A 24,883-nucleotide genomic window follows, 5' to 3' on the forward strand; every position below is an offset into this window, starting at 1 on the left:
GCCGCCGACCCGCACCGCGAAGAGGGCGACCACCGCCCAACACCCGGGCAACACACCGGACATGACGGGTTCACGGGAAATTCGGGCATCTTCCGTGGACCCGCGCGCGACTCTCCGACACGACCACTCCTCCTGGCCGTCAGGACTGGCGTTCGAGCGCCGGTATGTGCAAACGTTCACTCCGGCGATGGAATTCGCATTCCGCACAGCGGAATTGTGGCGATCGAGGTGCCGACCGCGGTGCCCTCCACCGCCCCACGACGCGGCCCCGCCGCCGGCGACACACGACGTACCACAGCGCAGGAGAAGGACACGGACGTGACGCAACCACCGGGCGCACCGCCCTCGGCCACCGGCGAGTTCCTGCACGACTTCCTGCTCGCCCGGGTGTCCCGCGGCCCCGACAGCCCCGCCGTCGTGGAGCCCGGCCCGCCGGGAAGCGCGACCGTGACCACGTACGCCGGCCTCGGCGACCGTGTGGCGCGGTACGCCGGTGAACTCGACGCCCTGGAACTGGAGCTGGGCTCCCGTGTGCTGCTGGAGGCCGAGGCGACCGCCGACTCCGTCGCGCTGCTCCTCGCCTGCTCCCGCGCGGGCCTCACCTTCGTACCGGTGAGCCCCGAAACACCGCGGGACCGGCTGCTCACGCTGATCGGGACCGCACGGCCCGCCCTGCACCTCCAGCCCGAGAACGGCCGGCGCGAAGACCTGCCCGCCGGTGTCGGCACCGCCCGGTTCGGACCCGCCGGTGTCACCGTGGAACGACGACCGGACCCGGTACGCCGCAGGCGCCGGGCGCCCAGTGTCACCGACCCCGCGTACATCATCTTCACCTCCGGGACCACCGGCCGCCCCAAGGGCGTGGTGATGAGCCACCGTGCCGTGGTCGCCTTCTACCGGGGCATGCTCGCCCACGACATCGCGCGCCCCGGCGACCGGATCGCCAGCACCTCCCCGCTCCAGTTCGACTTCTCGCTGCTCAACATCGGCCTGGCCCTCGGCAGCGGCGCCGCGGTCGTCCCCGTACCGCAGGCCCTGGTGCGCTGGCCCCGGCACTTCCTGCGGGTGCTGCGCGACACCGGGGCGACGCAGGTCAACGGCGTACCGTCGATCTGGCGGCAGGTGCTGCGCCACGAGCCGGACCGCCTCGCCGAGCTCGACCACCTGCGCGGTGTGCTCTTCTGCGGCGAGGAGTTCCCCCTGCCGGAACTGCGGCAGTTGCAGCGGCTGCGGCCCGGGATGCGCGTCGTCAACTGCTACGGCGCCACCGAGTCGATGGCCTGCTCCTTCGAGGACGTCCCCGACCCCCTCCCCGACGGAACCGAGCGCCTCTCCATCGGCGTGGCCCACCCCGGTGCCGAGATGGTGCTGGTGGACGAGTCCGGACGGGTCGTCGACCGCCCCGGGACACCCGGAGAGATCCACCTGCGCAGCCCCGCCCTCTTCTCCGGCTACTGGGACGACCCCGAGGCCACGCGCGCCGCCCTCGTCCCCGACCCGCTGTGCCCGCAGTCCGGGCAACTGGTGCTGCGCACCGGGGATGTGGCGGTCCAGGGCGAGAAGGGCGAGTTCTACTTCTGCGGCCGCACCGACTCCCAGGTGCAGATCAACGGCAACCGCGTCGAGCTGGGCGAGGTGGAGCGCCGGCTGCTGGAGTTCCCCGGCGCCACCGCGGCCGCCGCGCTGCCCCTGCCGGAGCCGGGCGGTGGCAGCCGGCTGGCCGCGTTCGTGGTCGTGGCGGCCGGCGAGGACCGGCCGCGGCCGGACGAGCTGCGGGACTTCTGCGCCCTGACCCTGCCCGCCTACATGGTCCCCGGCGAGATCCGGCTCCTCGACACCCTGCCCACCACCACGAACGGCAAGGTCGACCGGGCGGCCCTGGCCGCGTCGGCAGCCGCGCCCGCGCCGGCCGCCCCCGGTCCGGACCCGACACCGGGCACCGCTGCCGCGCCCCGCAGGGGAGAACGATGAGCACGACGGACCGGCCGGGCAGCGGTACGGCCCCGGGCACCGCGCCGACACCCGGCCGTGGACGGGCGCGGTGGCGGACGCATGTCGCCGTCCGGGTCGGCGGCCTGCCCGGCGCCTTCTGGGTGCTCTGGTGCGGCACCCTGGTCAACCGGCTCGGCGCCATGGTCAACCCGTTCCTGAGCCTCTACCTCACCGAGGTCCGGGGCGTGCCCATCGCCACCACGGGCCTGATCCTCGCGGGTGTCGGCGTCGGGTCCGTCATCTCCCAGCCGCTCGGCGGGGTCATCACCGACCGCTTCGGCCGCAGGATCGCGCTCACCGGCGGCATGATCGCGAACGGGGCCGTGCTGCTCTCGCTCGGGCACGCCGAGAGCCTCCCCGCGATCGCCGCCTGCGGCTTCGCGCTGGGCGTGACGATCGACCTGTTCCGGCCCGCCTCGCAGGCCCTGGTGGCCGACGCGGTACCGGCGGCCGACCGCACGCGCGCCTTCGGGCTGCTGCTGTGGTCGGTCAACCTGGGTTTCTCCGCCGCCATGGTGATGGGCGGTTACCTGGCGACCCACGGGTTCCACCTGCTCTTCTGGGTCGACGCGGTGGCGTGCGCGGTCTTCGGCCTGCTCGTCTGGTTCGCCGTCCCGGAAACGCACCGGCCGGCCCCGGGCGGCCGCTCCGACGGCACCTTCCGCACCGTCCTCGCCGACAAGGTGATGGTGGCGTTCGCCGGCGTCGTCGTGCTGTACGCCACGGTGTTCCAGCAGGCGTTCGCCACCCTGCCGCTGGCGATGAGCGGCAGCGGGCTGTCCAGCGGGGCGTACGGCGCCGTCATGGGCGTCAACGGCATCGTCGTCATCGCCGTACAGCCACTGATCGGCCACCGGCTGGCCGCGTTCGACAAGAGCCGGGTGCTCGCCTTCGGTTTCACCGTGGCCGCCTGCGGCAACGCGCTCGTGGCCCTCGCGTCCGGCACGGTGGTGTACGGCGTGGCGGTCGCGGTGTGGAGCCTGGGTGAGGTGCTCGTCTTCGCGGTCACCGCCTCCATCGTCGCCGACCTCGCGCCCGCCCATCTGCGCGGGCGCTACAACGGGCTCCTCGGCATGGCGTGGGGCACCGGTTTCCTCGTCGCGCCCGTCGTCGGCACCCGGCTCCTGGTCGTCGGCGCGCCCGTGCTCTGGCTGTCGTGCGCCGCCCTGTGCGTCCTGGCCGCGGCGGCGCAACTGGCGCTCGCTCCGGCGGTCCGCCGCCGCGAGGGTGACTCCGTGAAGGCCGCGGTATGACCCCGGGACGGAGGGCGAGGCGCGTCCTGCTGCTGGAAGCGTGGGTCGCGGCCGGCGAGGACCTGCTGCGCGCGGCCGCCGCGCTGGGCGTCGAGGCGTACGTCGCCACGCACGAGGACGTCCACGCCACGCACTACGGGCCCGAGCTCACCGAGCTGATCAGCGGTGTCGCCTTCACCGACTTCGGTGACACCGCCGCCGCGCTCGACGACCTGACCGCGTTCTGCCGTGCGCGCCGCATCGACGGAGTGGTCGCCTGCTGGGAGTTCCTCTCCCCCGTGGCGGCCCTGCTCGCGGCCCGGCTCGGCCTGCCCGGTCACGATCCGGACCGGGCGGCGGCCTGCCGCAACAAGCGGCTCATGGCCGAGGTGTTCGCGGCCCACGGCGTCCCGGCCCCGCGCACGGTCACCGCCGCGGATCACCGCACCCTCGCGCGCCGCGCCGAAGCGGCCGGAATCGGCTTCCCGCTCGTGGTCAAGCCCGCCGAGAACGCCGCCTCGATCGGTGTCACCGTGGTCACCTCCGCCGAGGGCCTGCCGGCGGCGGCGCGACTGGCGGGGAGCGAGACGCACAAGCCGTCGCACGGCATCCCGCTGGACACCACGCTCCTGGCGCAGGAGTACGTGGAAGGTGACGAGTTCAGCGTCGAGACCGTCCTCACGCGCGGCGAGGTCCACCACCTGGTGGTGACCGAGAAGTTCACCACGCGGGACGCGAGCCGGGCCGAGACCGGCCACACCGTGCCGGCCCGGCTCCCGGCGGACGTCCGCGCGGCCGTCCTCACCGCCGCCACCCGCGCGGCCACCGCGCTGGGGCTGCGCGACGGCGTCGCCCACACCGAGGTGAAGGTGGACGGGCGGGGCCGGCCGCACGTCATCGAGGTGGGCGCCCGGCCGCCGGGGGACGGCATCATGCGGCTGGTCGCGGAGGCCACCGGGATCGACCAGGCGCGTGCGTACCTGATGACGGCGCTGGGCGAGCGGCCCGACCTCACGCCCCGGCGTGAAAGGGCCGCCGCCGTCCGGTTCCTCACCGCCCCTCACGCCGGCACGCTCACCCGCGTCGAGGGGCTCCCCCGGGGCGATCACGTGGTGAGCACCGGGCTGCTGAAGCGCCCCGGCGACCCCGTTGGCGACCCGCGAGACAACCTCCAGCGCATCGGCCACCTCATGGTCCGCGCCGGCACCGCGCGGGCCGCCAACCGGGCGGCCGACGAGGCACTGGACGCCGTCACCGTCGAGGTGTCACCGTGAGGCGCCCCCCGTGGGCGGGAGCGCGGCCCTCACCGTCGGGTCGCGGCCACGGCGACGATGGCACTCAGGGTGCCGAGTGCCACGCACAACGGTGAGTACAGGACGGTGTTCAACCGCTGGAATTCGACGGGGGCCCTGCGGTTGATCACGTAGCCGCCCAGGCCGCGGGCGAGCAGAACCACCGTCAGGCCGTACATGCCCACCAGCCGCAGCCAGTCCGGTCCGACCGCCGGCACGGACTCGTTGACCATCAGGGTCAGCACAGCGCCGCCGAACAGCGCCAGCCCCACCGCGAGGGTGCTCACCACCGGCGGCATCCTGTCGTCGTCGACGCCGCCGATGGTCCGGGAGAACGTCGCCGCGTCCTTCATCGGCCACGGGGAGAACGCCCAGACGAAGTGCAGCAGCCCGATGGCCGCGAGGGCCAGCGTCAGGGCCATGGGAACCACGGTGCGGACCATGCTCGGTGCTCCAATCCCGTGCCGACGGATGCGCGTCCATCATGGCAACGGCATCCGTCCCGCCCGCGGCCGGCCCCCTCCACAAGGAGTCCGTGAGCCGGACTGCCGTGCCGGCCGGCGGGCTCACCACGTCGGCCGGCACCGGCGGTTGCGCCCGGCGCGTCAGGCCGCCGCCTCCGCCGGGGTGTGTCCGGGGGCTCCCTGCCGTACGACGGCCCGGCGCCGGGCCGGCAGGCCGGCCGTCGGGTTGGCGACGCCCCAGGCCGCGCCCTTGCAGATCAGCTCCTTGTACAGGGCGGCCGTGCGGCCCGTCAGGGCGCGGTCGACCGCCCGGTCGTCGGCGGTGACGAACTGGATCAGGCCCTCCTTGCGGCCGAGGGAGACGCACTGCTGGAAGTAGCGGATGGGGGTGCGGGGGACCTTGACCCCGGCCAGCCGGGCGGCGATGGCGTCGGCGGCCTGCCAGGCCATGGGGACGCCGGAGGCGCACGACATGCGCAGGGGCTTGCCGTTGGGGCCGATGGCCATCGCCGCGTCGCCCACGGCGTACACGTCCGGGTGGGAGACCGAGCGCATCGTGGAGTCGACCACGATCTGACCGCGGTCGGTGAGTTCCAGGGTGGTGGCCTCGGCGATCGGGTGGACGGCGAAGCCGGTGGTCCAGACCGTGACCTCGGCGGGGACGGTCCTGCCGTCGGCGGTGGTCACGCCGTCCGCCCGCACGGCGGTGACCTCGGTGTGCTCGTGGACCGTGATGCCCAGCCTGCCGGTCACCGTGCGCAGGTGGGCGCGGCCCTTCGCGGAGAGCCAGTCGCCGAGGGCGCCGTGGGTGGCCAGGGCGACGTCGAGGTCGGGGCGGGCCTCGGCGATCTCGGTGGCGGCCTCCAGGCCGGTGAGGCCGCCGCCGACCACGAGCACGGGCGAGCCCGCGTCCAGGGCGGCCAGGCGGTCGCGCAGGCGGAGGGCGCCCGGACGGCTGGAGAGCTCGTGGGCGTGTGCGGCGGCACCGGGCACGCCCCCGTCGTTCCAGCCGCTGCCGAGGGCGTAGACCAGCGTGTCGTACGCGAGTTCCTCCTGCTCGGGGCCCCCGGCGGCGGTGACCGTCACCGTCTTGCGGTCGGCGTCCACGGCGGTGACCTTCGCGAGCTTCAGCTCCACGCCGGTGCCCGCGAACATCGCGCTGAACGGCCGGGGCTTGAGGTCCTGGCCGGCCGCGAGCTGGTGCAGCCGGACGCGCTCGACGAAGTCGGGCTCCGGGTTGACGAGGGTGATGGTGACGTCCTCGCGGCGCAGCCGCCTGGCGATGCGGCCGGCGGCGACGGCTCCGGTGTAGCCGGCTCCGAGGACGACGATGCGGTGCTGCATGACCCTGCTCCTGTCTGCGAGGTTCCGCGGCTGTCGTGCGCGGTTTCGCCTCTTGAACCGGGCAGCTCCCGGATTCCTGACAGGATTGGAATGTGACCTGTGCCACATGTGCTCAGAGGACGTACAGCGGGGTCTCCCCGTCCTCCCGGGCGGCCCACCGCTCGGTCGCACGGACGAGCTTGTCGGGGTTGACCTGGCTGCGGACCGCGACGATGCCCTCCTCGGTGACCTCCAGGCAGGTGACCCCGACGACCCGGCCGTCCACGACGGCCACGATGGCGGGGCCGCCGTTGGCGGTCGCGGCATGGATCTCGGCCGCCCCGCCGATGTGGGCCCGCTTGGCCGCGCTGGGCTTGAACAGGCCGCGCAGGAACTTCGCGACCGCGAGCGCGCCCTCGAACGCCTTCGCCCGCGCCGGGACCTTCCCGCCGCCGTCGCCGACGGAGACCGCGTCTTCGGTGAGCAGGCGCAGGAGCGGTTCGGTGCGGCCGCTGGTGGCCGCGGCCAGGAACTCCTCGACGACCCTCCGGGCGGCGGCCTCGTCGATCTCGGTGCGCGCCTTGCCGTCCGCGACGTGCTTCTTGGCCCGGTGGTAGATCTGCTGGCTGGCGGCCTCGGTGATGTCCAGGATCTCGGCGATCTCCCGGTGCGCGTACGCGAAGGCCTCGCGCAGCACGTACACCGCCCGCTCGCCCGGCGACAGGCGCTCCAGCAGGACGAGGACGGCGTACGAGACCGACTCGCGCTGCTCGGCGGTGTCGGCCGGGCCGAGCATGGGGTCGCCGGCGAGCAGCGGCTCGGGCAGCCACCTGCCCACGTACGTCTCACGGCGTGCGCGTGCCGAAGTGAGCTGGTTGAGGCAGTAGTTGGTGAGGACCTTCGTCAGCCAGGCCTCGGGCACCTCGATCCGCCCGACGTCGGCCGCCTGCCACCGCAGGAACGTTTCCTGTACGGCGTCCTCCGCCTCGCCCGACGAGCCGAGCAGCCGGTAGGCGATGGCCTCCAGCCGGGGCCTGGCAGCCTCGAACCGGTCGACGTCACTCATGAGCAGGGCCATGCCCGCGATCCTAGCCGCCGCCGCGGCGGACAGGGCACTCGTACGCGTCCTCGAAGCCGGGCCCCCGGCCGGCCAGGTGCTCCACGAGCCGCACACCGCCGGAACGCGCCCGGACAGGTCCGTCACACTGACGCGCTCGGGATGTCGCCGTCCGGGGCGGACGGCCGGGCCGTGCGGTGGAAGGCGGCCCGGTAGGCGCTCGGGCGGTGGCCGGTGTGGCGGGCGAAGAGGGCGGCGAAGGTGCCGGGGTCCTGGTAGCCGACAGCCGCGGCGACGGCGGCGACGGTGCGGTCGGTGGTTTCCAGCAGGTGGCGGGCGCGGCGGATACGGGATGCCTGGAGATGGGCGAGCGGGCTGTGTCCGGTCTCCTCGGCGAAGCGTCGCAGCAGCGTGCGGGTGCTGACGCGGAAGGCACCGGCGAGGGCGGCGAGGTCGTACCGGTCGGTGAGGTTCTGGTCGAGCCTGCGCATCACCCGCTGGGAGAACTCGCGGCCGGGCTGCGGCAGGAGGCGCGGGTCGACGTACGGCGTCTGGGAGGTCCGCGCGTCGTCGACGAGCGCCAGCCGTGCCGTGGTGCGGGCCACCCGGGCGCCGTGGTGCCGGCGGATCAGGTCGAGTGCGAAGTCGTACATGGCGCTGAAGGCGGCCGTGGTCGTCACCCCCGCGTCGGTGACGACCAGGTGCTCGGGCCGCACGTCGGCGCCCGGGCAGCGCCGGGCCAGTTCGCCGGCGTACAGCCAGGAGGTGGTGGCCCGGCGCCGGTCGAGGAGCCCGGCCTCGGCGAGCAGGAACGCGCCGACGCAGAGGGAGACGACGGCGGTGCCGGCGGCGGCCTGCGCGCGGATCGCCGCGATCTCGGGGGCGGGCCGGGCGAGCCGGGCGTCGAGGTCCGTGTCCGGCAGGAGTTCGAAGCCGGGGACCACGAGGACGTCGACGGGGCGCGAGGGGCGCACCTCCAGGTTCGCGCCGCCCGAGGCGGTGACCCGGCGGCGGGGCGAGACGACCGACACCCGGTGGCCGGGCGCGTCCGGTCCGGCCACGTGCCCGGCCATCGTCAACAGGTCCGGGACGCCGAAGACTTCGGACGCGAAGCACCCCGGGTACGCCAGGACCCCGACCCGCAGCCCACCCGGTCCGGCTCCCGTCCCCGCACCTTCCTCCGCCATGGCCCCCCGTACCCCCTCCCCCGGCGTCCCGTCCGGGCGCCACCGGCCGCGTACCGCTCGCCCCCTCCGCGTGTGGCGAGATTACCCCCGGCCTTGGCGATCCCGCCCCTCACGCGGTGGCCGGCGCCGGGACCAGGCTGGCCCCATGAGCGACGACGATCCGATGACCGACTTCACCCGGCAGAGCGTGGCCGTGGAGGGGGTGGAGAAGACGGTGTACGTGGCAGGGGAGGGACCCGCGGTCGTGGTGCTGCCCGAGATGCCGGGCATCAGCCCCGACGTCCTGCGGCTCGCGCGCTGGGTGCGGGACGCGGGGTTCACCGTCCATGTGCCCTCCCTGTTCGGGACGGACGGCGCGTTTCCCACGGCCGAGGGCGGCCGGGAGGTGGTCCGCCGCGCCTGTGTCAGCGCCGAGTTCCGCGCCTTCGCCGGGGGCGGCACGAGTCCGGTGACGCTCTGGTTGCGCGGCCTGGCGCGCAGGGCCCACGGCGTGTGCGGGGGGCCGGGGGTGGGCGCCATCGGCCTGTGCTTCACCGGCAACTTCGCCCTCACCATGGCCCTGGAGCCGGCGGTGATCGCCCCGGTGGTCAACCACCCGTCGCTGCCGCTCGACGATCCGGGCGGCCTCGAACTCGACCCGGCGGACGCGCGCGCGGTGCGCGACCGGCTCCACCGTGACGGCCTCACCGTCCTCGCCCACCGCTTCGAGGGCGACCGCTGGTGCACGGGGCAGCGGTTCGCCGCCTACCGGTCGCTGCTCGGCGACGCCTTCGACGGTCGCGTGCTCCCGGACAGCGCCGCGAACCCGGCCCCGCCGCCCTTCTTCGCCGACCTGGTCGGCACTCCGCACAGCGTCGTCACCGCCCATCTCGTCGACGAGGCCGGCCACCCCACGGTCCGGGCACGGGACGACATCCTGGCCTTCCTCACCGCCCGCCTGCGCCCGGGCGGCAGCCCACCGGCGCCGGCCACCTGACGGAGCCCCGTCCTGTCCGCCGCGGGCCGGGCGCGGGCGGACAGGACGGGGCGTGCGGCCGCGGACGGAGCGTCAGAAGGCGAAGACCGCGTTGCCGTTCAGGGTCGCGGACATGACGCAGGTGTTGGAGAAGGTGTGCTTCCACGCGATGCGGCTGCCCTGCCACACGCCGTCCACGGTGATGGTGACGGGGTCGTAGTGCATCGGGCAGGCGCGGTCCGTGTCGGGGGTGGCCAGGAGCGTGTCGAGGCTGCCGGAGGTGGCGGCGAGGGCGTCGCAGGCGGCCTTGGGGTCGGGGTGCGTTCCCCGAGCGGTCGGCTCGCAGCTCAGGGTGGACGCCCGGAGGACGGGGCCGTCGCCGTCGCCCTGGGCGACGGCGAGCACGACGGCGGAGGGGGCGTACAGGCTGGCGGGCCGGGCTTCCGCGACGCCGGTGGCGGAGGCCAGGGCGAGGAGGGTGACGGCGGAAGCGGCAGCGACGTGGCGACGCACGAGACGACTCTCTTTCATTTAAAGGAAAACTACGTGGATTTCCTGCACTTGACTGGCAGAACGCCGCTGAGTCTGTCGCGTGTGAAGGTTGTGCGCACATCGATGACCGATTTACAGACACCGCGTTCGATTATCGGGTACTGAACGGCCGTTCAGGCAGCTCAGGCGGGGTGTGCACCGTCCATGACGGCGCCTCCACAGAGGGTGACAGCCGGCATGTCGCACATATGTCCGGCTTGTGACCAGCCGTTCGCCGCCCCGGGTTCACCCTGCGTGCATCCAAGGTGACCGGATCGTGTCGATGCCGGCCCGGTCCGCGCCTCACGCCGTGCGCCGATCCATCGGCGTGGGTCACTGCATTGCACCGTGCGGTCATTTTGTTGACGCCGGGACCGTCGGTCCACACTGTCAGTCGCCACCGCCACCGCCGCAAGGAGCCCCGCATGCTCATCCACCCCTGGGACGCCGCACTGGACGAAGCCGAGTGGCAGGAATGGATAGCCGACGGCCACGACTTCGGCATCCTCGGCGTCAACGGTCTGCCCGGCCGGCCGCCGGTCGCCGTCCCCACCCACTTCACCGGCGAGCCCGGCCACCTCCTGATCCACCTCGCCCGCCCCAACCCCGCCTGGGAGGCGATCGAGAACGACCCGAACGTCCTGTTCACCGTCTTCGGCGACTACGCCTTCGTCCCCGGCCCCTGGCGGGCCCCGGCCGGCACCCCGCCCACCGACGGAGTCCCCACCAGCTACTACACCGCCGTCCAGTTCACCTGCCGCGCGCACATCGTCGACGCCCCCGAGGCCAAGGCCGAACTGCTGCGCCGCCAGATGGCCCACTTCCAGCCCGACGGCGACCACGCCCCGATCACCGCCGACCAGCCCCCCTACGGCCGGATGCTGTCCGGCATCCGGGGCCTGCGCCTGGATGTCACCAACGTACGGGCCAAGTTCAAGTACGACGACCACAAGCCCGTCGAACACCGCACCGCCGTCGCCGGCCGGCTCACCGGACGCGCCCGGGGCCTCGATGTGCCCACCGCCGCCCAGCAGCGCCGCCGCCTGAACCGCGTCGGCCCCTGGAAGCGCTGATCAGCGCACCGCCGGCCCGGGGCCGGCGGGTGGTCGCCGGGTCCTGGAGCGGGTCGAACGGCATCCCGCCCACGGCGCTTCACGGGTGAGCGATGAGTTCGGGCGGCCGATCGGGTCTGCACGGGTATGACTCGAATCATCGCCGACATCTCCGTCTCCGTGGACGGCTTCGTGACCGGGCCGGACCCCGGCCCGGACAACGGTCTGGGCACGGGCGGCGACGCCCTGCACACATGGGCGTTCTCCGACGATCCCGACGACCGGCGGGTCCTGCGCGAGGGGACCGCCCGGTCGGGCGCCGTCGTTCTCGGCCGCCGCCTCTTCGACCTCGTCGACGGGCCGAACGGCTGGGACGACCGGACCGGCTACGGCGCCGGGGAGGTCGGCAGGCCCGCGTTCGTCGTCGTGACCGGCTCGCCGCCGGCGTCGGTGCGTACGGCCGACCTCGACTGGACGTTCGTCACCACCGGTCTGTCCGACGCCGTCGCCGTGGCGCGCCGGCGGGCAGAGGCGGCGGCGTCGGACAGCGGCAAGGATCTGGACGTCGTCCTCATGGGCGGCGGCGCCACGATCGCCTCGGCGCTGGAGGCGGGGCTGGTCGACGCGCTGACGCTGCACCTCGCGCCCGTCGTGCTGGGTGCCGGGACGCCGCTGTTCACCGGCGGGACGCCGCGCACGCTGGTGCAGCGGAGCGTGATCGCGACGTCGACCTCGACGCACCTCACCTACGACGTGCGCGGGTGATCCGATGACCACCGTCCACGTCAGGGGCACCACCCTGGGCATCGAGTCGTTCGGTGACGACGACGCACCGCTCGTCCTGCTCGCGGGCGGGACGACGATGCTCTCCTGGCCCGACGCGCTGTGCGAACGTCTCGCCGCCGGAGGGCGCCGCGTGGTGCGCTACGACCTTCGCGACAGCGGGGAGTCGGCCACGGCGGATCCGGAGGCGCCCGCCTACACCCTGCGGGACCTGGCCGCCGACGCGGCGGGACTCGCCGGCGCGCTCGGCGGGGGGCCCGCGCACCTGGCGGGGATCGGCGTCGGCGGGATGGTCGCCCAGGTCGCCGTGCTCGACCATCCGGGCGCGTTCTCGGCGCTCACCCTGGTCAACACCCGCGCGGTCGCGCCCGGCCCGCCCGACGACGACCTCCCCGATCACGACCGGGCGACGATGAGCCGGCTGTTCACGCGTCCGGGGCCCGACTGGGCCGACCGGGAGGCGGTCGCGGACTTCGCCGCCGGCGGCGCGCAGATCCTCGGCGACGACCCCGTCGCCGCGCGGGCGATCGCCGCGCGTATCTGGGACCGCACGCCCGGCACCGCGCCACCGGTCCGGATGGCGAACCACCTGGGCACGGTGTTCGCGAGGCTCGACTGCACGCCCCGCTGGCGCGAGCGCCTGCCCGGGATCGACGTTCCCACGCTCGTCGTCCACGGCCGCCGCAACCGGTTCTTCCCCGTCGGCAACGGCGAGGCGCTCGCGCGTGAGATCCCCGGGGCGCGGCTGCTCGTGCTGGAGGAGGCGGCCACCGCGCTCCCCGGTGCGGCGGCCGGTGAGGTCGCGGAGGCGATGCTCACGCTGGGATGAACGACGGCCCGTACAGCCCGGGTCCGTCGCCCGGAGCGGTCCCGCACCCCACGGACCATATGTATGAAAGCACCACAGAGGGGAACAGGGAGAGGTCTGTCAGCGGATGCGTAGCGTCCACGGGAGAGACGGGAGAGCGACATGACCACCGGGCCACTCAGGGACGGCTGGGAAATGGTCCGTCTGCAGGCCGCCGAAGGGCTCACCGCGCGTTTCGACGGGGACATCGGGGATGTCACGGACGCACGACTGGCGGCAGGCCTGTTCCTCGACACCCTTGCCCACTCCGACCCGCCCGTTCACCCGGAGAACCGCGACGACGTCCTGCTGGTGGTCACCGAGCTGGCCGCGAACACCATCCAGTACGCCCCCGGGCCCTTCACCCTGAAGGTGCGCCGCACGTTCGACGGAGTGCACGTGGCCGTCCGGGACAGCAACCCGGTCGCGCCCACCCCCCGGTCCTGCGCGCCCAGCCGTGGGGCCGGCGGGCTCGGCTGGCACATCATCCAGGCACTGGCTCGGGAAGTCACCGTACTTCCCGAGCGAGGCGGCAAGGAGATCCACGTGTTCCTGCCCTGGTAGGCCGCGGCCTCCGGCGCCTACTGGCGGCCGTGCCAGTCGAGGCACACCACCATGGCGTCGTCCTCGGCGTCGATGGGGCCGCGGTGCCCGGCGAGTTCCTGGAGCACCGCGCGCGGCACCTGTGAGGGTGGGAGCAGGCGGGTCGCCGTCATGGCACGGATGAGGGCCTTCTCGCTGTAGCGTTCGCCGGCCGGGGAGGCGACGTCGTAGACGCCGTCGCTGAGGAAGAAGAGGCGGTCGCCGGGCAGGACGGTGAACGGCTGGGCCGTGTAAATGGTGTCCTCGAACATGCCGAGCGGGAGCTGCGCGTCGAGTTCGATCGGTTCGACCTTGCCCTGCCGCAGGCGCCACATTCTCGGCGATCCGGCGTCCACGATCTCGACCTCTCCGGTCGAGAGGTCGAAGCGCAGCAGAAGGACGGAGAGGTGGGCGGCTCCGCGGTAGTGGCCGTAGATCGCCTGGTCGGCCAGGAAGGCCTGGTCGGTGAGGGAGAGGCCCGCTCGGCGGGCGTTGCGCAGGGCGTTGATGGCGAGGTTGGTCAGCAGGGCCGCCTCGATCCCCTCTCCCATGCCGTTGGTGACGGTGAGGGTGAGGTGGTCGGCCGAGGTCGACCAGTCGAAGTTGTCGCCGTAAATGGCATAGGCGGGCTCGAGCTGTGCTCCGATCTCGTACTCGGGCCGTGCGCAGGAGCGGCCGGGCAGCAATTGCCATTGCATTTCGGCGGCGAGGGTGAGCCTGTTGGCTCTGCGGGCCTGGAGATACAGGTCGGTATCGCGTTCGGCCACGACGATTTCATGGCCGAGGATTTCCGCGATGTCCTGGAGTTCGTCCTGGATCTGTGGCGTGTAATGGTCGTCGGGGAGGCGGACGGTGAGCACGCCGATGCGGTCCCCGCGGACGCTGACGGGGAAGTGGGCGATGACCTCGGCGGCGCGTGCGGGCCGTTCCACGTGGGGGCGCTGTGCTCCGAAGGCGCGTCCGGGAGCGCTGGCGTGGACGGGGACGGGCTCGGCGGTGTAGGGGAGGGCGTTGACCGGTTGGAGTATGGTCAGCGCGTAATCGGCCATGAGCAGGTCGACGGAGACGGCCGTGTAATGGGTGGTGAGCGCGTCCCGTACCGCCTCGAAGAGGGCGTGGGCGGGGGCGCCGCGCAGAGCGCGTTCCACAGCCGAGAATCTGTCCACCGTTCGATTACCACCTGTTCCGGGAGAATGAGCGAAAGGAGCGGATGGCCTCTTATGTCCCAGAGACTGACAAGGCCGTTGCAAAGTGTCACAGTTGAGGGCATGCATTCCGAGACATCTCCAGGCGCCGACCGGGATGCTGCCGCACATGCCGCCCGGGAGGTCATCGAGCTGCTCGAGGTGTTGTGGAGCAAGGGTCGGGACATGACGTCACCGGCTCCGGTGTCCTCTTCGCAGTTGCGCGTCCTGTACGTCCTGGACCGCGACCAGCCGATCAACCTGCGCACCCTGGGCGAGGTGCTCGGGTCGGCGCCGCCCTCGGTGAGCCGGATGTGCGACCGCCTGGCCGCGCTGGGCCTGGTCGAACGGTCACCCAGCTCGGCGAGCCGGCGGGAGCTGGAGCTGCGCCTGTCGAGCCGCGGGGAGAACTACCTCAAGGACCTGCGCGCCCACCACGAGACCGGGCTGCTCGACGTCATTTCCGCCATGCCACCCGAGGAGCTCGCTGCGCTCGCGGTCGGGCTGAGCAGCTTCCGCCTCGCGGTCGAGGACGTCGCCTCGAAAACCACTGGTGACGCCGCGGAATCCGCCTGAGGCTCGCACAGGGTCGCCATGTCGTCGTCCGCTTCACAGTTCACCTGCCCTCGTTCTCGAGCGTGCGACCACGGGTCGGGGCACGCGGACGGGTCCCGCATCACGTAAGGGTGTTCCTCCGGCCTACAGTTGTCAAACGACAACAGTTTCCCAGAGGCAGCCATTTGACCCGGAGGGGCCGGAACCACAACTGGTGCCGGTTCACCCACGCGTTGGAGGCCCGGTGGGCTCGGCCGCCATCCGGGGGAGGCGCTCAGAGCCGACGTCCGCCATGGCGGCGCGCGGCCGGCCGGCTGCCCGCCGGGGGGCCGCGGTGATGCCTGCCACGCGGTGCGCCCACTTCTCCTCCACCGTGCACCTGGTCACCGGCGCGGGTCCGGCCGTGCCGGCGTCCCCCGCGCGCCCGCACCTGTTGGTCTGTCGCCGTCGTTCACCCACCGCTCAGGGTGGGTTCCTCCGTGTTTGTTTCCATGCTGATTCCCGGCATCCCCTGTGACATACCTGCCTCCACGGCTCAACGATTCACGAGGACGGTACATTTGCCGCGCGACAACTATTGCGGAGGTGGATGGCCATGGACGCCAGGGAGACGGAGGCCCGCATCCATGTCCTCGCGGCCCTGCGGGAACGGCCGGAGAAGGTGGCCGACCGTTGGGTGCGGTTGCAGTGCGAGCAGGCGGCGCCGGGAAGCGGGATCTCCGAGGCCGAGCTGCGGCAGGAGGCCGACGCGCTGGTCGACGCGCTCCGCTCCGGTCTGGAGAGTGACCAGCCGGCGGACCGTGTGGTCACCACGCATCCGGTCCTGCGCCGCGCGATCGTCGAGTTGTCCCTCAGCCGCGCACGGAGCGGCGCCAGCCCCACGGCCACGTCCCTGGCCGTGCCGGCGCTGAAGGAGTCGCTGCTCGAGGCGGTCCAGCACTCCACCCGTGACCCGGGTGCCCTCCATGCGACGGCGCTGCTGGTGAACCGGCTCCTGGACCCCGCGGGCGCCCTGAGTTTCGAGACCTATGCGGCGGGGCGCGAGGAGATCGTCCGCAGGCAGAGCCGGCAACTGCTCGAGGTGTCCACGCCGGTGGTGCGTCTGTGGGACAAGGTCCTGGCCGTGCCCCTCATCGGTACGCTCGACTCCACGCGCGCACAGGTCGTCATGGAGAACCTCCTGGAGGCCATCGAGCGGGAAGAGGCACAGGCGGCGATCCTCGACATCACCGGTGTGTCCACCGTGGACACCGTGGTGGCCCACCATCTGATGCGGACGGTAGACGCCGTACGCCTCATGGGGGCGGACTGTGTCATCAGTGGCATCCGCCCGCCCATCGCCCGGACCATCGCCGAGTTGGGCATCGACCTGTCCCCCGTCCTCACGCACGCCACCCTCGCCGACGCGCTGGCAGCGGCGACAGCCCTCACCGAGCGGCCTGCCCAGCCGGCCGACTCCGCCGCGGTCGTGTGAGCCGGCCGCCCTCGATCCGCGCCGCGCCTGCCCGGCCGAACCGCACGGTCCGCCGCGGTGGTTGGCCGGCCCGGCGGCCGGGGGCGGCGCCGTCGTCCGCTGGGCTGTGCCTCCGTACGGGCATAGGCTGTGGAGCGCATGAGGCCTCGCCCCGGGCCGGGTCCCGAGCGTGACGGCTGTGAGGCCCTTGCCCAGTGGTACGAGGAGGAGTCCCTGTGTCCCAGCGACTGACAAGGCCGTTGCGAAGTGTCACAGTTGAGGGCATGCATTCCGAGACCCCTCCAGGCGCCGACCGGGATGCTGCCGTACGGGCCGCCCGGGAGGTCATCGAACTGCTGGAAGTGCTCTGGAACAAGGGCCGCGACACCACGTCGTCGGCTCCGGTCTCGACCTCGCAGTTGCGGGTGCTGTACATCCTGGAGCGCGACCAGCCCATCAATCTGCGCACGCTCGGTGATGTGCTCGGGTCCGCGCCGTCCTCGGTCAGCCGGATGTGCGACCGCCTCGACGCGCTGGGTTTCGTGGAGCGCTCCCCCAGCTCGGCCAGTCGGCGGGAGCTGGAACTGCGCCTGTCGAGCCGCGGGGAGAGTTACTTGAAGGACCTGCGTGCCCGGCGTGAGACCGCGCTGCTCGACGTCATCTCGGCCATGCCTCCCGCGGAACGTACGGCGCTCGCGGCCGGCCTGGGCGGCTTTCGCCTCGCCGTCGAGGACACCGGGGCCCACGGAGGCGAGGCGGACGGCGGTACGGCGTCGTCCGCCGAAACCGCGTGAGCGGCGTCCGGCGTCCGGCTCGCGTGCAGAACGTCGCCCGTCCTCGCGGACAGGCCGTGTCAGGGGCCTGGTCCGGGGTCCGGACGCACCGGTTCGGTGATGCCCGCGCGAGCCGCTTCCAACTGGGCGGCGAAGGCGACCCCCAGGAAGAGCGCGACGCCGGTCACGTTCGCCCAGAGCAGCAGGGCGACGAAGGCGGTGAGCGGCCCGTACACCGCTCCGAACGATCCGCTGTTGTTGACGTACAGCGCGAGGAGCCACGTCGCGGCCACCCACAGCAGGAGGTGGAGGCCCGAGCCGAAGATGAGCCAGGTGTAACCCGGCTGGTCACGGCGGGGAGCCCAACGGAAGATCACGGCCGAGGCGACGGCCGCGAGGAGTACCCCCACCGGCAGGTACGCGTGCTGCCACCAGCCGAGCAGCGACGGCGGCCAGCCCAGGGCCTGGACCACGGCCCGCCCGATGGCGCGCCCCGCGACCATGACGAGGAACCCTCCCCCGAGCGGGAGGCCGGCGCACAGCGCGAGGAGCACACCCCTGCCGTACTTGGCGGTGAACGGACGATCCCGTTCGATGCCGTAGATGCGGTTGCATCCGCGTTCGATCTGGCCCATCGCCCCGGCGAGGTTGACGACGGCGAAGCCGAGCCCGAGCCACATGGCCACGGCCCCGGCCGCGTCGCCGCCCGCACTGCGCCGGGTGTCGGCGAGCGCCTGCCGTACCAGTTCGGCGCTGGTGCCGGGGATGATCTCGGCCAGGGCCACTTCGACGGCCCGCCCCAGGTTCTCCGTGTGCGTGGTCGTGGCGATGCCGACCAGGGCGATGGTGAACGGCACGATACCGAGGACGACCTGGTAGCCCAGGGAGCGTGCGGAGGTGAACCCGTCGGCGTAGCGGAAGCGTGCGAAGGCGTCGACGAACAGCTTCCGTCCACCGTAGTGCCGCAGTGCGGTGAAGGCTTCGTCGCCGGAGAGCTCCTCACCGAGCATGTCCTTCGTCTGCGGGACGTGCACGACGGTTCCCATCGGTCCTCCGCGTGGCCGAGTCGGGGCTGACGAGCGGCGGTTTTGGCCTCGCCGCACGGCTGCTCGCCGGGCGCGCGGGGGACACCCACGTGCCGCGCCGACGGGTGTCTCGCGGGCACGGCCGCACGACCACGCGCGTGCCGCGGCCGCGGTGGCTCATGGCGGATGGTATCCGCCGGTCCGGGCTGTACCCGGCGCCATGCGGCGGCGCCAATCCGTGGTCCGTACGGGCGAGTCGTACGAGCGGGGGCGATCGGCTCCGTTCCGGTTGCCCGAGGGGGTGGAGCCGATCGCCCGTGAAGGCCCTGCCGTGCGGCCGGTCCTGGGCCGCCCGGCTCAGTGCGTGGCGAGCATGCCCGTACGCAGCCGCTTCAGGATGCGGGTGAGCAGTCGTGAGACGTGCATCTGTGACACGCCGAGGCGCTCACCGATCTGCGCCTGCGTGAGCTCTTCGACGAAGCGGAGGTGGAGGATGCAGCGGTCGCGCTCGTCCAGTTGGCCGAGCAACGGGGCCAGGGTCTGGAAGTTCTCCACGAGTTCCATGGCCGGGTCCTCGGCGCCGATGAAGTCCGCCAGGGCGGCGTCGTCGTCCTCACCGCTGTGGAGCGCCGCGTCGAGGGAGGTGGCGTTGTAGCCGTTGGAGGCCATGCGGGCCTCGATGACCTCCTTCTCGCTGAGGCTCATCAGCTCGGCGAGTTCGCGGACCGTGGGAGTGCGGCCCAGGCGGGTGCTGAGCTCCTCGGTGGCCTTGGCGAGCTCGACACGTGCTTCCTGAAGGCGCCGCGGCACGTGCACCGCCCATGACGTGTCACGGAAGAAGCGCTTGATCTCGCCGACGATGTACGGCACGGCGAACGTCGGGAACTCGACCTCCCGGGAGAGCTCGAACCGGTCGATCGCCTTGATCAGTCCGATCATGCCGACCTGGACGATGTCCTCCATCTGGTCCCCGCGGCTGCGGAACCGTCCGGCCGCATAGCGGACGAGCGAGGCATTCATCTCGATAAGGGTGTTCCGGGCGTACTGGTACTCCCTGGTGCCCTCTTCCAGCACGGTCAGCCGCTCGAAGAACAACTTCGACAGGTCGCGGGCGTCCTTGGGCGCGAGCTTCCCCGGGTCCGCCACCACCGGCAGCTCCGCGACACCCGCTTCTGCCACCGCTTCCGTGGCCACCGAAGTCGTCATCGTCCTGTCCCCTCCCACATCAGTGCAGCCCCGTCGATCTCAGCGAGGCGGTGAGCCGCGCCTACCCAGGCATGCACGACTCATGCACATGTTTTTTGGGGACGTCCGACCTGATCCCACCGGGCGGTCTCATGGACGTGTGTCGAAAGTGGGTGCGGTACGGCTCCTGTAGCGTCTCCCGGATGACGGACGTCGTGGGTGTGATCGAACGGATCTGGCGGTATCCGGTCAAGTCGACCGGTGGTGAGTCGCTCCAGCGGGTGGACGTCGACGCGAGGGGGCTGCTCGGAGACCGCCTCTTCGCGGTACGTGACGCCGGGGGGAAGTTCGGGTCGGGGAAGAACACGCGTCGCTTCCGCAGGATGCCCGGCCTGCTGCATCTGCGTTCCCGTTACGCCGACGGCATCGACCGGCCGGAACTGCTCGACCCACGAGGCACGGCCGTCCCCGACCCTTCGGCCTATCTGCGCGGCTACCTCGGCCGCGACGACGTCGCCGTGGTGCGCGAGGGCGCCACCTCGCACGTCGACCAGCTCCCGGTGAGCGTCCTGACCACGGCCACCCTCGACTGGGTGCGCTCGGCGGTCCCCACAGTTCCCGTGGACGAGCGCCGCTTCCGGCCGAATCTCCTGGTACGCACTCCTCCCGGCACGCGCCCCTTCGTCGAGGACGAGTGGTTCGGGAGCACGGCGCGGATCGGCGAATCCGTCCACGTCGAGTTCGTGCGGTCCAGCGAGCGGTGCGTGATGGTCAACGAGGCCCAGGGGGACCTGCCCCACTCGCCGCTGGTGCTGCGAGCCATCGCCGGCGCGCACGGCACCCGCCTGGACGCCTTGGCGACGGTCGCTGCCCCCGGGCTGGTGCGAGTGGGGGACGGCATCGTCCTTCTATGATGCCCGGCGCACGGCTCAGGAGGATGCCGCCAGGTCCTCGGCCATGCGCTGGAACTGTCCCAGGTCGTAGTTGGCCAGCGTCTTGTCGAGGTTGGTGAGGGCCCCCAGGTGCTCGATGAACCCGTCGGGCTCGTACTCGAGCTGGATGGTGAGACGGCTCGTGGTGTCGCTCAGCCGGTGGAAGGTCACCACGCCGGCGTGCTGCGTGCCGGCGACCACCTTCCAGGCGATGCGTTCCTCCGGGATGACCTCGGTCAGTTCGGCGGTGAAGTACTTGTCCCCGCCGGGCAGGGTGAGCCACCACGTGAACCTGCGTTCGTCGATCCGGTCGACCCGGGTGACGTGCGTGAGGAACCGCGGCCACCTCGTCACGTCGCTCCACAGTTGCCAGATCAGCGAAACGGGGGCCTTCATGTCCACTGTTTCGACCAGCGAGGACGACATGGCGGGTCTTCCCTTCTCCTGGAGTGACGGATCCGTGCGGTACGACCGCGGTGAGTGCCGCCCGCCTACCCCGAGCGCCCCCGCTGATGCCCGCGGCGAGGCGCCGGCCCGTTCGCCCGGCCCATTCGGCCTACAGGAAGCGCCTGATGGGGCTGACCGCGACTTCCAGGGCGCGCTGGAGGCCCGAGCGGCGCTTCCAGCGGGACAGCGTGACCGGCCGGCTGTGGGTGAGGTCTTCGTCGAAGTGGCGGTCGAGCGTGGCGGTGAACGCCTCGTCCAGCACGGCCAGCATCACTTCTTCGTCGTGGTCCATGGAGCGGCGGTTGAAGTTGGTCGACCCGATCAGGGACGCGACCTCGTCAACGGTGATGATCTTGGCGTGCATCATGGTGGGCTCGTACTGGCGGATGTCGACACCGGCGGCCAGGAGGTCGCTGTAATGCCGCTGTCCGGCCAGTTGGCTGGCTCGCTGGTCGGTGTGGCGGCCCGGCAGCAGTATCTCCACCGCGACGCCGCGGCGGGCGGTCTCGCAGAGCAGGTCGATGAAGTACCGGTCGGGGGCGAAGTAGGCGGTGGCCAGGCGGAACCGCTCCTGGGCGGAGGTGAGCATCACACGGATCAGCGTCTGCATGTCCTGCCAGCCGATGCTGGCGGAGCCTCGTACGACCTGGACGATGGCGTCCCCGTGCTGGGTGTGCCCGGTGAAGCGGTCGCGCTCGTCGTACAGTTCGGCGTGGCACTCCGCCCAGTTCTGTGCGAACGCCGCGGCGATGCCGTCCACGGCGGGGCCGCGGACCTTGACGTGGGTGTCGCGCCACTCGCCCGGGTTGCGCGCGTCGCCGCACCATTCCTCGGCTATCCCGACACCGCCGGTGAACGCGGTGTGCTCGTCGACGATCAGGGCCTTGCGATGGCAGCGGTGGTTCTGCTTGAAGGGCGACAGCCACAGGGGCTTGCGGAACCAGGCGACGTCGACGCCTGCCTCCTCCATGTGGTCGAGCAGGCCGTTCTCGATCTGGCGGGCGCCGAAGCCGTCGAGCAGCAGGCGCACCCTGACTCCGGCCCGGGCACGGGCGGCGAGGGCGGTGGCGAACTCACGGGCGATCTCTCCGCGCCAGTAGACGAAGGTCATCATGTCGATCGTGTGCCGGGCGGAGCCGATGGCGTCCAGCATGGCGGGAAATATCTCGTCGCCGTTGCGCAGGGGATGGAGCTCGTTGCCTTCGGTGGCGGCGATGCCGATCAGGCGCTCGAGCCGGCGTCGCAGCCGCTGCTTGCGTTCGTCGTGGGTCGGGACGGTCGTCGGGGGACGTCTGAGGGGATCGATGACGCTCATGGTGACTCTCCGCGGTGGCCTCGGGCCCAGGGCTGTTCTGCGGCGCAGCCTCGGACACCTGCTCGGGTGCTGACGAAGCGCACGTTCCCCCGCGGGCGCCGTTCACGCCGGCACGGGTGCCGCCGAGGACCGGAAGGGCACCGGAGGACCTCTCCCCCGCGATGGCGCTCCCGGACGAGTGGCCTCAGGACTCGAGGGCCTCGCCGACACTGGAGTACAGGGGGATGGCCTGGTCGAGACCGACGAGCTCTATGACCTTCAGCACCGGCGGCTGCGGGCCCGCGATCCGCATCCAGCCGCCGGTGACGTGTGTCTCCTGGCGGGCCTTGAGCAGGGCGTTGACGCCGGAGGAGTCCATGAACGTCAGGCCGGACAGGTCGAGCAGCAGGCGGTGGCCGCCGAGTGCCCGGACGGATCTGACCGCGTTCTCGAGGACCGTCACTCCGTCGTAGTCGAGCTCGCCGCTGACCCGTACGACCGCGACGCCCGTCGGCCGCACTTCGCCCTGTGCCTGAAATCGCCCGGGTTCCATAGCTGATGTCTCCTCGCGAACTCGTGGGCGCCCCTTACGCACCGGTATTGATGACTGCCCACTGTCCCCCGACTCACGCCGACGTCACGCCTGTGCGGGGCATCTTCTTCGCACGACCGCGACCGGCCCTTCCGCGACCCCGCCGGGCACTCCGTCGCGATCGGCCGGAATCGGCTGGGCGCTCAGCGCAGGGCGAGACGCGCCCGGACACGCTTGCCCCACGGCAGGGGCTCGACCTCGACGCCCTCGCACACGGCCAGAACGATCTCCAGCCCGTGCTGCCCGACGCGCTGCGGGTCGGGCGCATGGGCGGTGGGAGCCACGGGGTGCGTGTCCGACACCGCTATGTGCAGCACCTGGCCGATCAGCTCCAGGTCGACCTGGCAGGGACCCGAGGCGTGCCTGACGACGTTCGTGACGAGTTCGCTGATCACGAGCCGGGCGTCCCCGACCGTGGTGGGTCCCATGGTGACCCCGACGGCCGCCTTGGCCAGGAGAAACGCCGCGACGAAGTCCCGCGCCGAAGCGATGGCTCCGTCAAGATCGGTGTAAGTTGTGGAGGTAACGCCTGCGGCCGTCAGCCCAGTCGGCGCGGGTGTCTCCTGCCCCGAGTTCCGCGGGGCGGGCCAGGGTGGTTCCGCGGCCCCGGGTGGGGCCACACTGTCACCACGCATCAGAGCTACCCCCATCTCACACATCTTCCTCTCGCCACAGGTCCCCCATACCCCTATCCCGGATCTGCCCGACGACACCGCCTTTTTTGCACGGTGCTGCCGCGGGAAGGCGGTACGAGCAGCCTGCGCCCCGGTGCAGGGGATACGACCGGCGAGCGGATAGACCCGGGGGCACTTTACCCCCACCAGGTGTCTGCGGCTTCAGGTGCCGCCGGGACGCGGGCCGGCGGGTGCGCGGGGCCGGGCGGGGCGAGGCCCTGCCGCGCCGGTCAGTCGACTGCCGAGGGCCTGGTGTAGCGGTGCCACCAGTGACGCCGGCGAGGATGGACGGCACGCCCCAGCCTGCGACCCAGGATCACGTACCCCAGGAACGCCCCGGCACTGTTGAGGATCACATCGTCGACGTCGAAGGCCCGCCCCGTCACCAGAGCGCCCTGCACCAGTTCGACCAGGATCATCACCACGGCCGTCACCACGGTCACACGCACCAGCCCCCGGGCACGCGGCACGAGAACCGGCAGGAGCAGTCCGAACGGGACCCCCAGCGCGATGTTGCCGCCCAGTTGCTTGACCGTGTCCCGGAAGGCGGGCTGGGCCAGGTAGTCGCGGATGGAGTCACCGGGACGGAGATTGCTGTGCGTCAGTGGCTCGGAGGCCGCCGAGGGCTCGAGCGTCAGCCGGGCGAGCAGGACGGCGAAGCCCACCATGGCCGCGAAGGCCAGCAGCATGACCACGACGCGGCCCCACCGTGACAGGCGGGGCGTCGCCCCGGGAGCCGTCCGGTCCTCCGGTTCCTCGACGGCCTTGCGGCGCCATGGTGTACCCGCCATCTCTCGCTCCCGCCGGGTTGGGTCCGATTGACGGTCCCGCTACCCTCAAGTGGCGTCCGTACACGGGGAGTTCTCCCCACGCGGGATGTGACCGCCCCATTCCGGCCGACGCGTCCCGGCGGCGCTCACCCGGGCCACACGCGGACGTCTTCGCACCACGTCCCCGCACATGCGGGTGCCCTCTGTACCCGGGCCCGGCATGCGCCTCACGCCTGCGCGTCGATGCCGGTCACCGCCGCCGGCCCGGTGGGCGCCTCGTCCTCGGTGTAACCGGCCTCCCGCAGCGCGGCGGCCGCCGTGCGCCGGGCGGCCTCCTCGGCACGGCGGCTGTCGTCGGCCTCCACCTCCAGGCGCACGCTGAAGGTGCCGTTGTCGTTGACCGTCAGGACGTCGAGCTCCTCCACCCGCCCCAGGGACGTGTGGCGCGGGTCGGCGGGGCGCAGGTTCCGCACCAGGGTGGAGCGGGCGTCGTCGGTCAGTTCGCGAAGGAACGTGCCCGGGATCGTGATGACGTAGGTGGTCACGTGCTCTCCTCGTCTCGGCATGAACGGATGACGGGCCCGGCGGCATGCCCGACCCCCTATATGGCGTGCCCCGCCCGCGTACCGGCGAACAGGCGCACCACCCATCGCATGACAGGCCACCCGTTCGGGGCAGCCCGGCCGCCGGGCTGTCCGGCGC

The 24,883-nt window shown here is 72.2% G+C and carries 26 protein-coding genes; 12 read left to right on the forward strand and 14 right to left on the reverse strand.

Going from position 1 to position 24,883, the window contains the following annotated elements:
- Positions 1 to 318 precede the first annotated feature (318 nt).
- Genes E2B92_RS01225 through E2B92_RS01235 form a run of 3 tightly spaced genes read left to right on the forward strand, consistent with a single transcriptional unit; the run spans position 319 to position 4,498 of the window.
- Positions 319 to 1,971 carry an AMP-binding protein gene (locus E2B92_RS01225; RefSeq protein ID WP_126888702.1) on the forward strand — a complete coding sequence of 551 codons (1,653 nt, stop codon included), beginning with the start codon at positions 319 to 321 and terminating at the stop codon, positions 1,969 to 1,971.
- Positions 1,968 to 3,245, forward strand: a complete 1,278-nt coding sequence (locus E2B92_RS01230; RefSeq protein ID WP_126888701.1) for an MDR family MFS transporter — start codon at positions 1,968 to 1,970, stop codon at positions 3,243 to 3,245. Before E2B92_RS01225 ends, E2B92_RS01230 begins: the two co-directional genes overlap by 4 nt.
- Positions 3,242 to 4,498, forward strand: a complete 1,257-nt coding sequence (locus E2B92_RS01235) for an ATP-grasp domain-containing protein (protein WP_126888700.1) — start codon at positions 3,242 to 3,244, stop codon at positions 4,496 to 4,498. Before E2B92_RS01230 ends, E2B92_RS01235 begins: the two co-directional genes overlap by 4 nt.
- A gap of 29 nt (positions 4,499 to 4,527) precedes the next feature.
- On the opposite strand, the gene E2B92_RS01240 is transcribed toward E2B92_RS01235, so the two are convergent.
- The 4 genes from E2B92_RS01240 to E2B92_RS01255 all read right to left on the reverse strand — a co-directional run bounded on the left by E2B92_RS01240 (position 4,528) and on the right by E2B92_RS01255 (position 8,547).
- Positions 4,528 to 4,938 carry a DUF3995 domain-containing protein gene (locus E2B92_RS01240; protein ID WP_235023631.1) on the reverse strand — a complete coding sequence of 137 codons (411 nt, stop codon included), beginning with the start codon at positions 4,936 to 4,938 and terminating at the stop codon, positions 4,528 to 4,530.
- A gap of 183 nt (positions 4,939 to 5,121) precedes the next feature.
- Complete coding sequence (locus E2B92_RS01245) at positions 5,122 to 6,324, reverse strand: NAD(P)/FAD-dependent oxidoreductase (RefSeq protein WP_126888698.1); 1,203 nt, start codon at positions 6,322 to 6,324, stop codon at positions 5,122 to 5,124.
- 112 nt (positions 6,325 to 6,436) lie between these two features.
- Positions 6,437 to 7,381, reverse strand: a complete 945-nt coding sequence (locus E2B92_RS01250; RefSeq protein ID WP_126888697.1) for an RNA polymerase sigma-70 factor — start codon at positions 7,379 to 7,381, stop codon at positions 6,437 to 6,439.
- A 122-nt stretch (positions 7,382 to 7,503) separates the two neighbouring features.
- Positions 7,504 to 8,547 (reverse strand): GlxA family transcriptional regulator, encoded by a 1,044-nt coding sequence (locus tag E2B92_RS01255; RefSeq protein WP_133087352.1) that lies wholly within the window; start codon positions 8,545 to 8,547, stop codon positions 7,504 to 7,506.
- 145 nt (positions 8,548 to 8,692) lie between these two features.
- Between E2B92_RS01255 and E2B92_RS01260 the strand changes: the two genes are divergently transcribed.
- Positions 8,693 to 9,523, forward strand: coding sequence for a dienelactone hydrolase family protein (locus E2B92_RS01260; protein ID WP_133087353.1), 831 nt, complete (start codon positions 8,693 to 8,695; stop codon positions 9,521 to 9,523).
- 72 nt (positions 9,524 to 9,595) lie between these two features.
- Here the strand turns inward: E2B92_RS01260 and E2B92_RS01265 are convergent, their stop codons facing one another.
- A complete protein-coding gene (locus E2B92_RS01265) occupies positions 9,596 to 10,015 on the reverse strand; it encodes a subtilase-type protease inhibitor (RefSeq protein ID WP_235023632.1) in 420 nt (139 codons plus the stop codon).
- A 443-nt stretch (positions 10,016 to 10,458) separates the two neighbouring features.
- Here E2B92_RS01265 and E2B92_RS01270 point away from each other — a divergent pair, with 443 nt between their 5' ends.
- The 4 genes from E2B92_RS01270 to E2B92_RS01285 all read left to right on the forward strand — a co-directional run bounded on the left by E2B92_RS01270 (position 10,459) and on the right by E2B92_RS01285 (position 13,279).
- Positions 10,459 to 11,106: an FMN-binding negative transcriptional regulator gene (locus E2B92_RS01270; protein ID WP_126884497.1), complete on the forward strand. Its 648-nt coding sequence runs from the start codon at positions 10,459 to 10,461 to the stop codon at positions 11,104 to 11,106.
- Between the two features lie 126 nt (positions 11,107 to 11,232).
- Positions 11,233 to 11,850 carry a dihydrofolate reductase family protein gene (locus E2B92_RS01275; protein ID WP_126884496.1) on the forward strand — a complete coding sequence of 206 codons (618 nt, stop codon included), beginning with the start codon at positions 11,233 to 11,235 and terminating at the stop codon, positions 11,848 to 11,850.
- A gap of 4 nt (positions 11,851 to 11,854) precedes the next feature.
- Positions 11,855 to 12,697, forward strand: a complete 843-nt coding sequence (locus tag E2B92_RS01280; protein ID WP_126884495.1) for an alpha/beta fold hydrolase — start codon at positions 11,855 to 11,857, stop codon at positions 12,695 to 12,697.
- A 141-nt stretch (positions 12,698 to 12,838) separates the two neighbouring features.
- On the forward strand, positions 12,839 to 13,279 hold the full coding sequence (locus E2B92_RS01285) for an ATP-binding protein (RefSeq protein WP_260604325.1): 441 nt from the start codon (positions 12,839 to 12,841) through the stop codon (positions 13,277 to 13,279).
- Positions 13,280 to 13,296: 17 nt separating this feature from the next.
- On the opposite strand, the gene E2B92_RS01290 is transcribed toward E2B92_RS01285, so the two are convergent.
- Complete coding sequence (locus E2B92_RS01290; protein ID WP_126884494.1) at positions 13,297 to 14,463, reverse strand: PP2C family protein-serine/threonine phosphatase; 1,167 nt, start codon at positions 14,461 to 14,463, stop codon at positions 13,297 to 13,299.
- Between the two features lie 102 nt (positions 14,464 to 14,565).
- On the opposite strand from E2B92_RS01290, the gene E2B92_RS01295 reads away from it, so the two are divergent.
- The 3 genes from E2B92_RS01295 to E2B92_RS01305 all read left to right on the forward strand — a co-directional run bounded on the left by E2B92_RS01295 (position 14,566) and on the right by E2B92_RS01305 (position 17,283).
- Positions 14,566 to 15,057: a MarR family winged helix-turn-helix transcriptional regulator gene (locus E2B92_RS01295; RefSeq protein WP_235023633.1), complete on the forward strand. Its 492-nt coding sequence runs from the start codon at positions 14,566 to 14,568 to the stop codon at positions 15,055 to 15,057.
- Between the two features lie 574 nt (positions 15,058 to 15,631).
- A complete protein-coding gene (locus E2B92_RS01300; RefSeq protein WP_126884492.1) occupies positions 15,632 to 16,510 on the forward strand; it encodes an STAS domain-containing protein in 879 nt (292 codons plus the stop codon).
- 263 nt (positions 16,511 to 16,773) lie between these two features.
- Positions 16,774 to 17,283, forward strand: a complete 510-nt coding sequence (locus E2B92_RS01305) for a MarR family winged helix-turn-helix transcriptional regulator (RefSeq protein ID WP_126884491.1) — start codon at positions 16,774 to 16,776, stop codon at positions 17,281 to 17,283.
- 59 nt (positions 17,284 to 17,342) lie between these two features.
- On the opposite strand, the gene E2B92_RS01310 is transcribed toward E2B92_RS01305, so the two are convergent.
- Positions 17,343 to 18,308: a YihY/virulence factor BrkB family protein gene (locus E2B92_RS01310; protein ID WP_126884490.1), complete on the reverse strand. Its 966-nt coding sequence runs from the start codon at positions 18,306 to 18,308 to the stop codon at positions 17,343 to 17,345.
- Between the two features lie 336 nt (positions 18,309 to 18,644).
- Positions 18,645 to 19,493 (reverse strand): RNA polymerase sigma factor SigF, encoded by an 849-nt coding sequence (locus tag E2B92_RS01315; protein ID WP_126884489.1) that lies wholly within the window; start codon positions 19,491 to 19,493, stop codon positions 18,645 to 18,647.
- A 182-nt stretch (positions 19,494 to 19,675) separates the two neighbouring features.
- On the opposite strand from E2B92_RS01315, the gene E2B92_RS01320 reads away from it, so the two are divergent.
- Positions 19,676 to 20,386, forward strand: coding sequence for an MOSC domain-containing protein (locus tag E2B92_RS01320; protein WP_126884488.1), 711 nt, complete (start codon positions 19,676 to 19,678; stop codon positions 20,384 to 20,386).
- Between the two features lie 15 nt (positions 20,387 to 20,401).
- On the opposite strand, the gene E2B92_RS01325 is transcribed toward E2B92_RS01320, so the two are convergent.
- The 6 genes from E2B92_RS01325 to E2B92_RS01350 all read right to left on the reverse strand — a co-directional run bounded on the left by E2B92_RS01325 (position 20,402) and on the right by E2B92_RS01350 (position 24,726).
- Positions 20,402 to 20,830 carry an SRPBCC family protein gene (locus tag E2B92_RS01325; RefSeq protein WP_126884487.1) on the reverse strand — a complete coding sequence of 143 codons (429 nt, stop codon included), beginning with the start codon at positions 20,828 to 20,830 and terminating at the stop codon, positions 20,402 to 20,404.
- 130 nt (positions 20,831 to 20,960) lie between these two features.
- Positions 20,961 to 22,166, reverse strand: a complete 1,206-nt coding sequence (locus E2B92_RS01330) for a phospholipase D-like domain-containing protein (RefSeq protein ID WP_126884486.1) — start codon at positions 22,164 to 22,166, stop codon at positions 20,961 to 20,963.
- 184 nt (positions 22,167 to 22,350) lie between these two features.
- A complete protein-coding gene (locus tag E2B92_RS01335) occupies positions 22,351 to 22,698 on the reverse strand; it encodes an STAS domain-containing protein (RefSeq protein ID WP_126884485.1) in 348 nt (115 codons plus the stop codon).
- A 182-nt stretch (positions 22,699 to 22,880) separates the two neighbouring features.
- A complete protein-coding gene (locus tag E2B92_RS01340; RefSeq protein ID WP_327437478.1) occupies positions 22,881 to 23,396 on the reverse strand; it encodes an ATP-binding protein in 516 nt (171 codons plus the stop codon).
- 245 nt (positions 23,397 to 23,641) lie between these two features.
- Positions 23,642 to 24,202, reverse strand: a complete 561-nt coding sequence (locus tag E2B92_RS01345; RefSeq protein WP_235023634.1) for a VanZ family protein — start codon at positions 24,200 to 24,202, stop codon at positions 23,642 to 23,644.
- 206 nt (positions 24,203 to 24,408) lie between these two features.
- On the reverse strand, positions 24,409 to 24,726 hold the full coding sequence (locus E2B92_RS01350; RefSeq protein ID WP_126884483.1) for a hypothetical protein: 318 nt from the start codon (positions 24,724 to 24,726) through the stop codon (positions 24,409 to 24,411).
- Positions 24,727 to 24,883: the final 157 nt, after the last annotated feature.

Source organism: Streptomyces sp. WAC05374 (assembly GCF_004353505.1).
GTDB lineage: Bacteria > Actinomycetota > Actinomycetes > Streptomycetales > Streptomycetaceae > Streptomyces.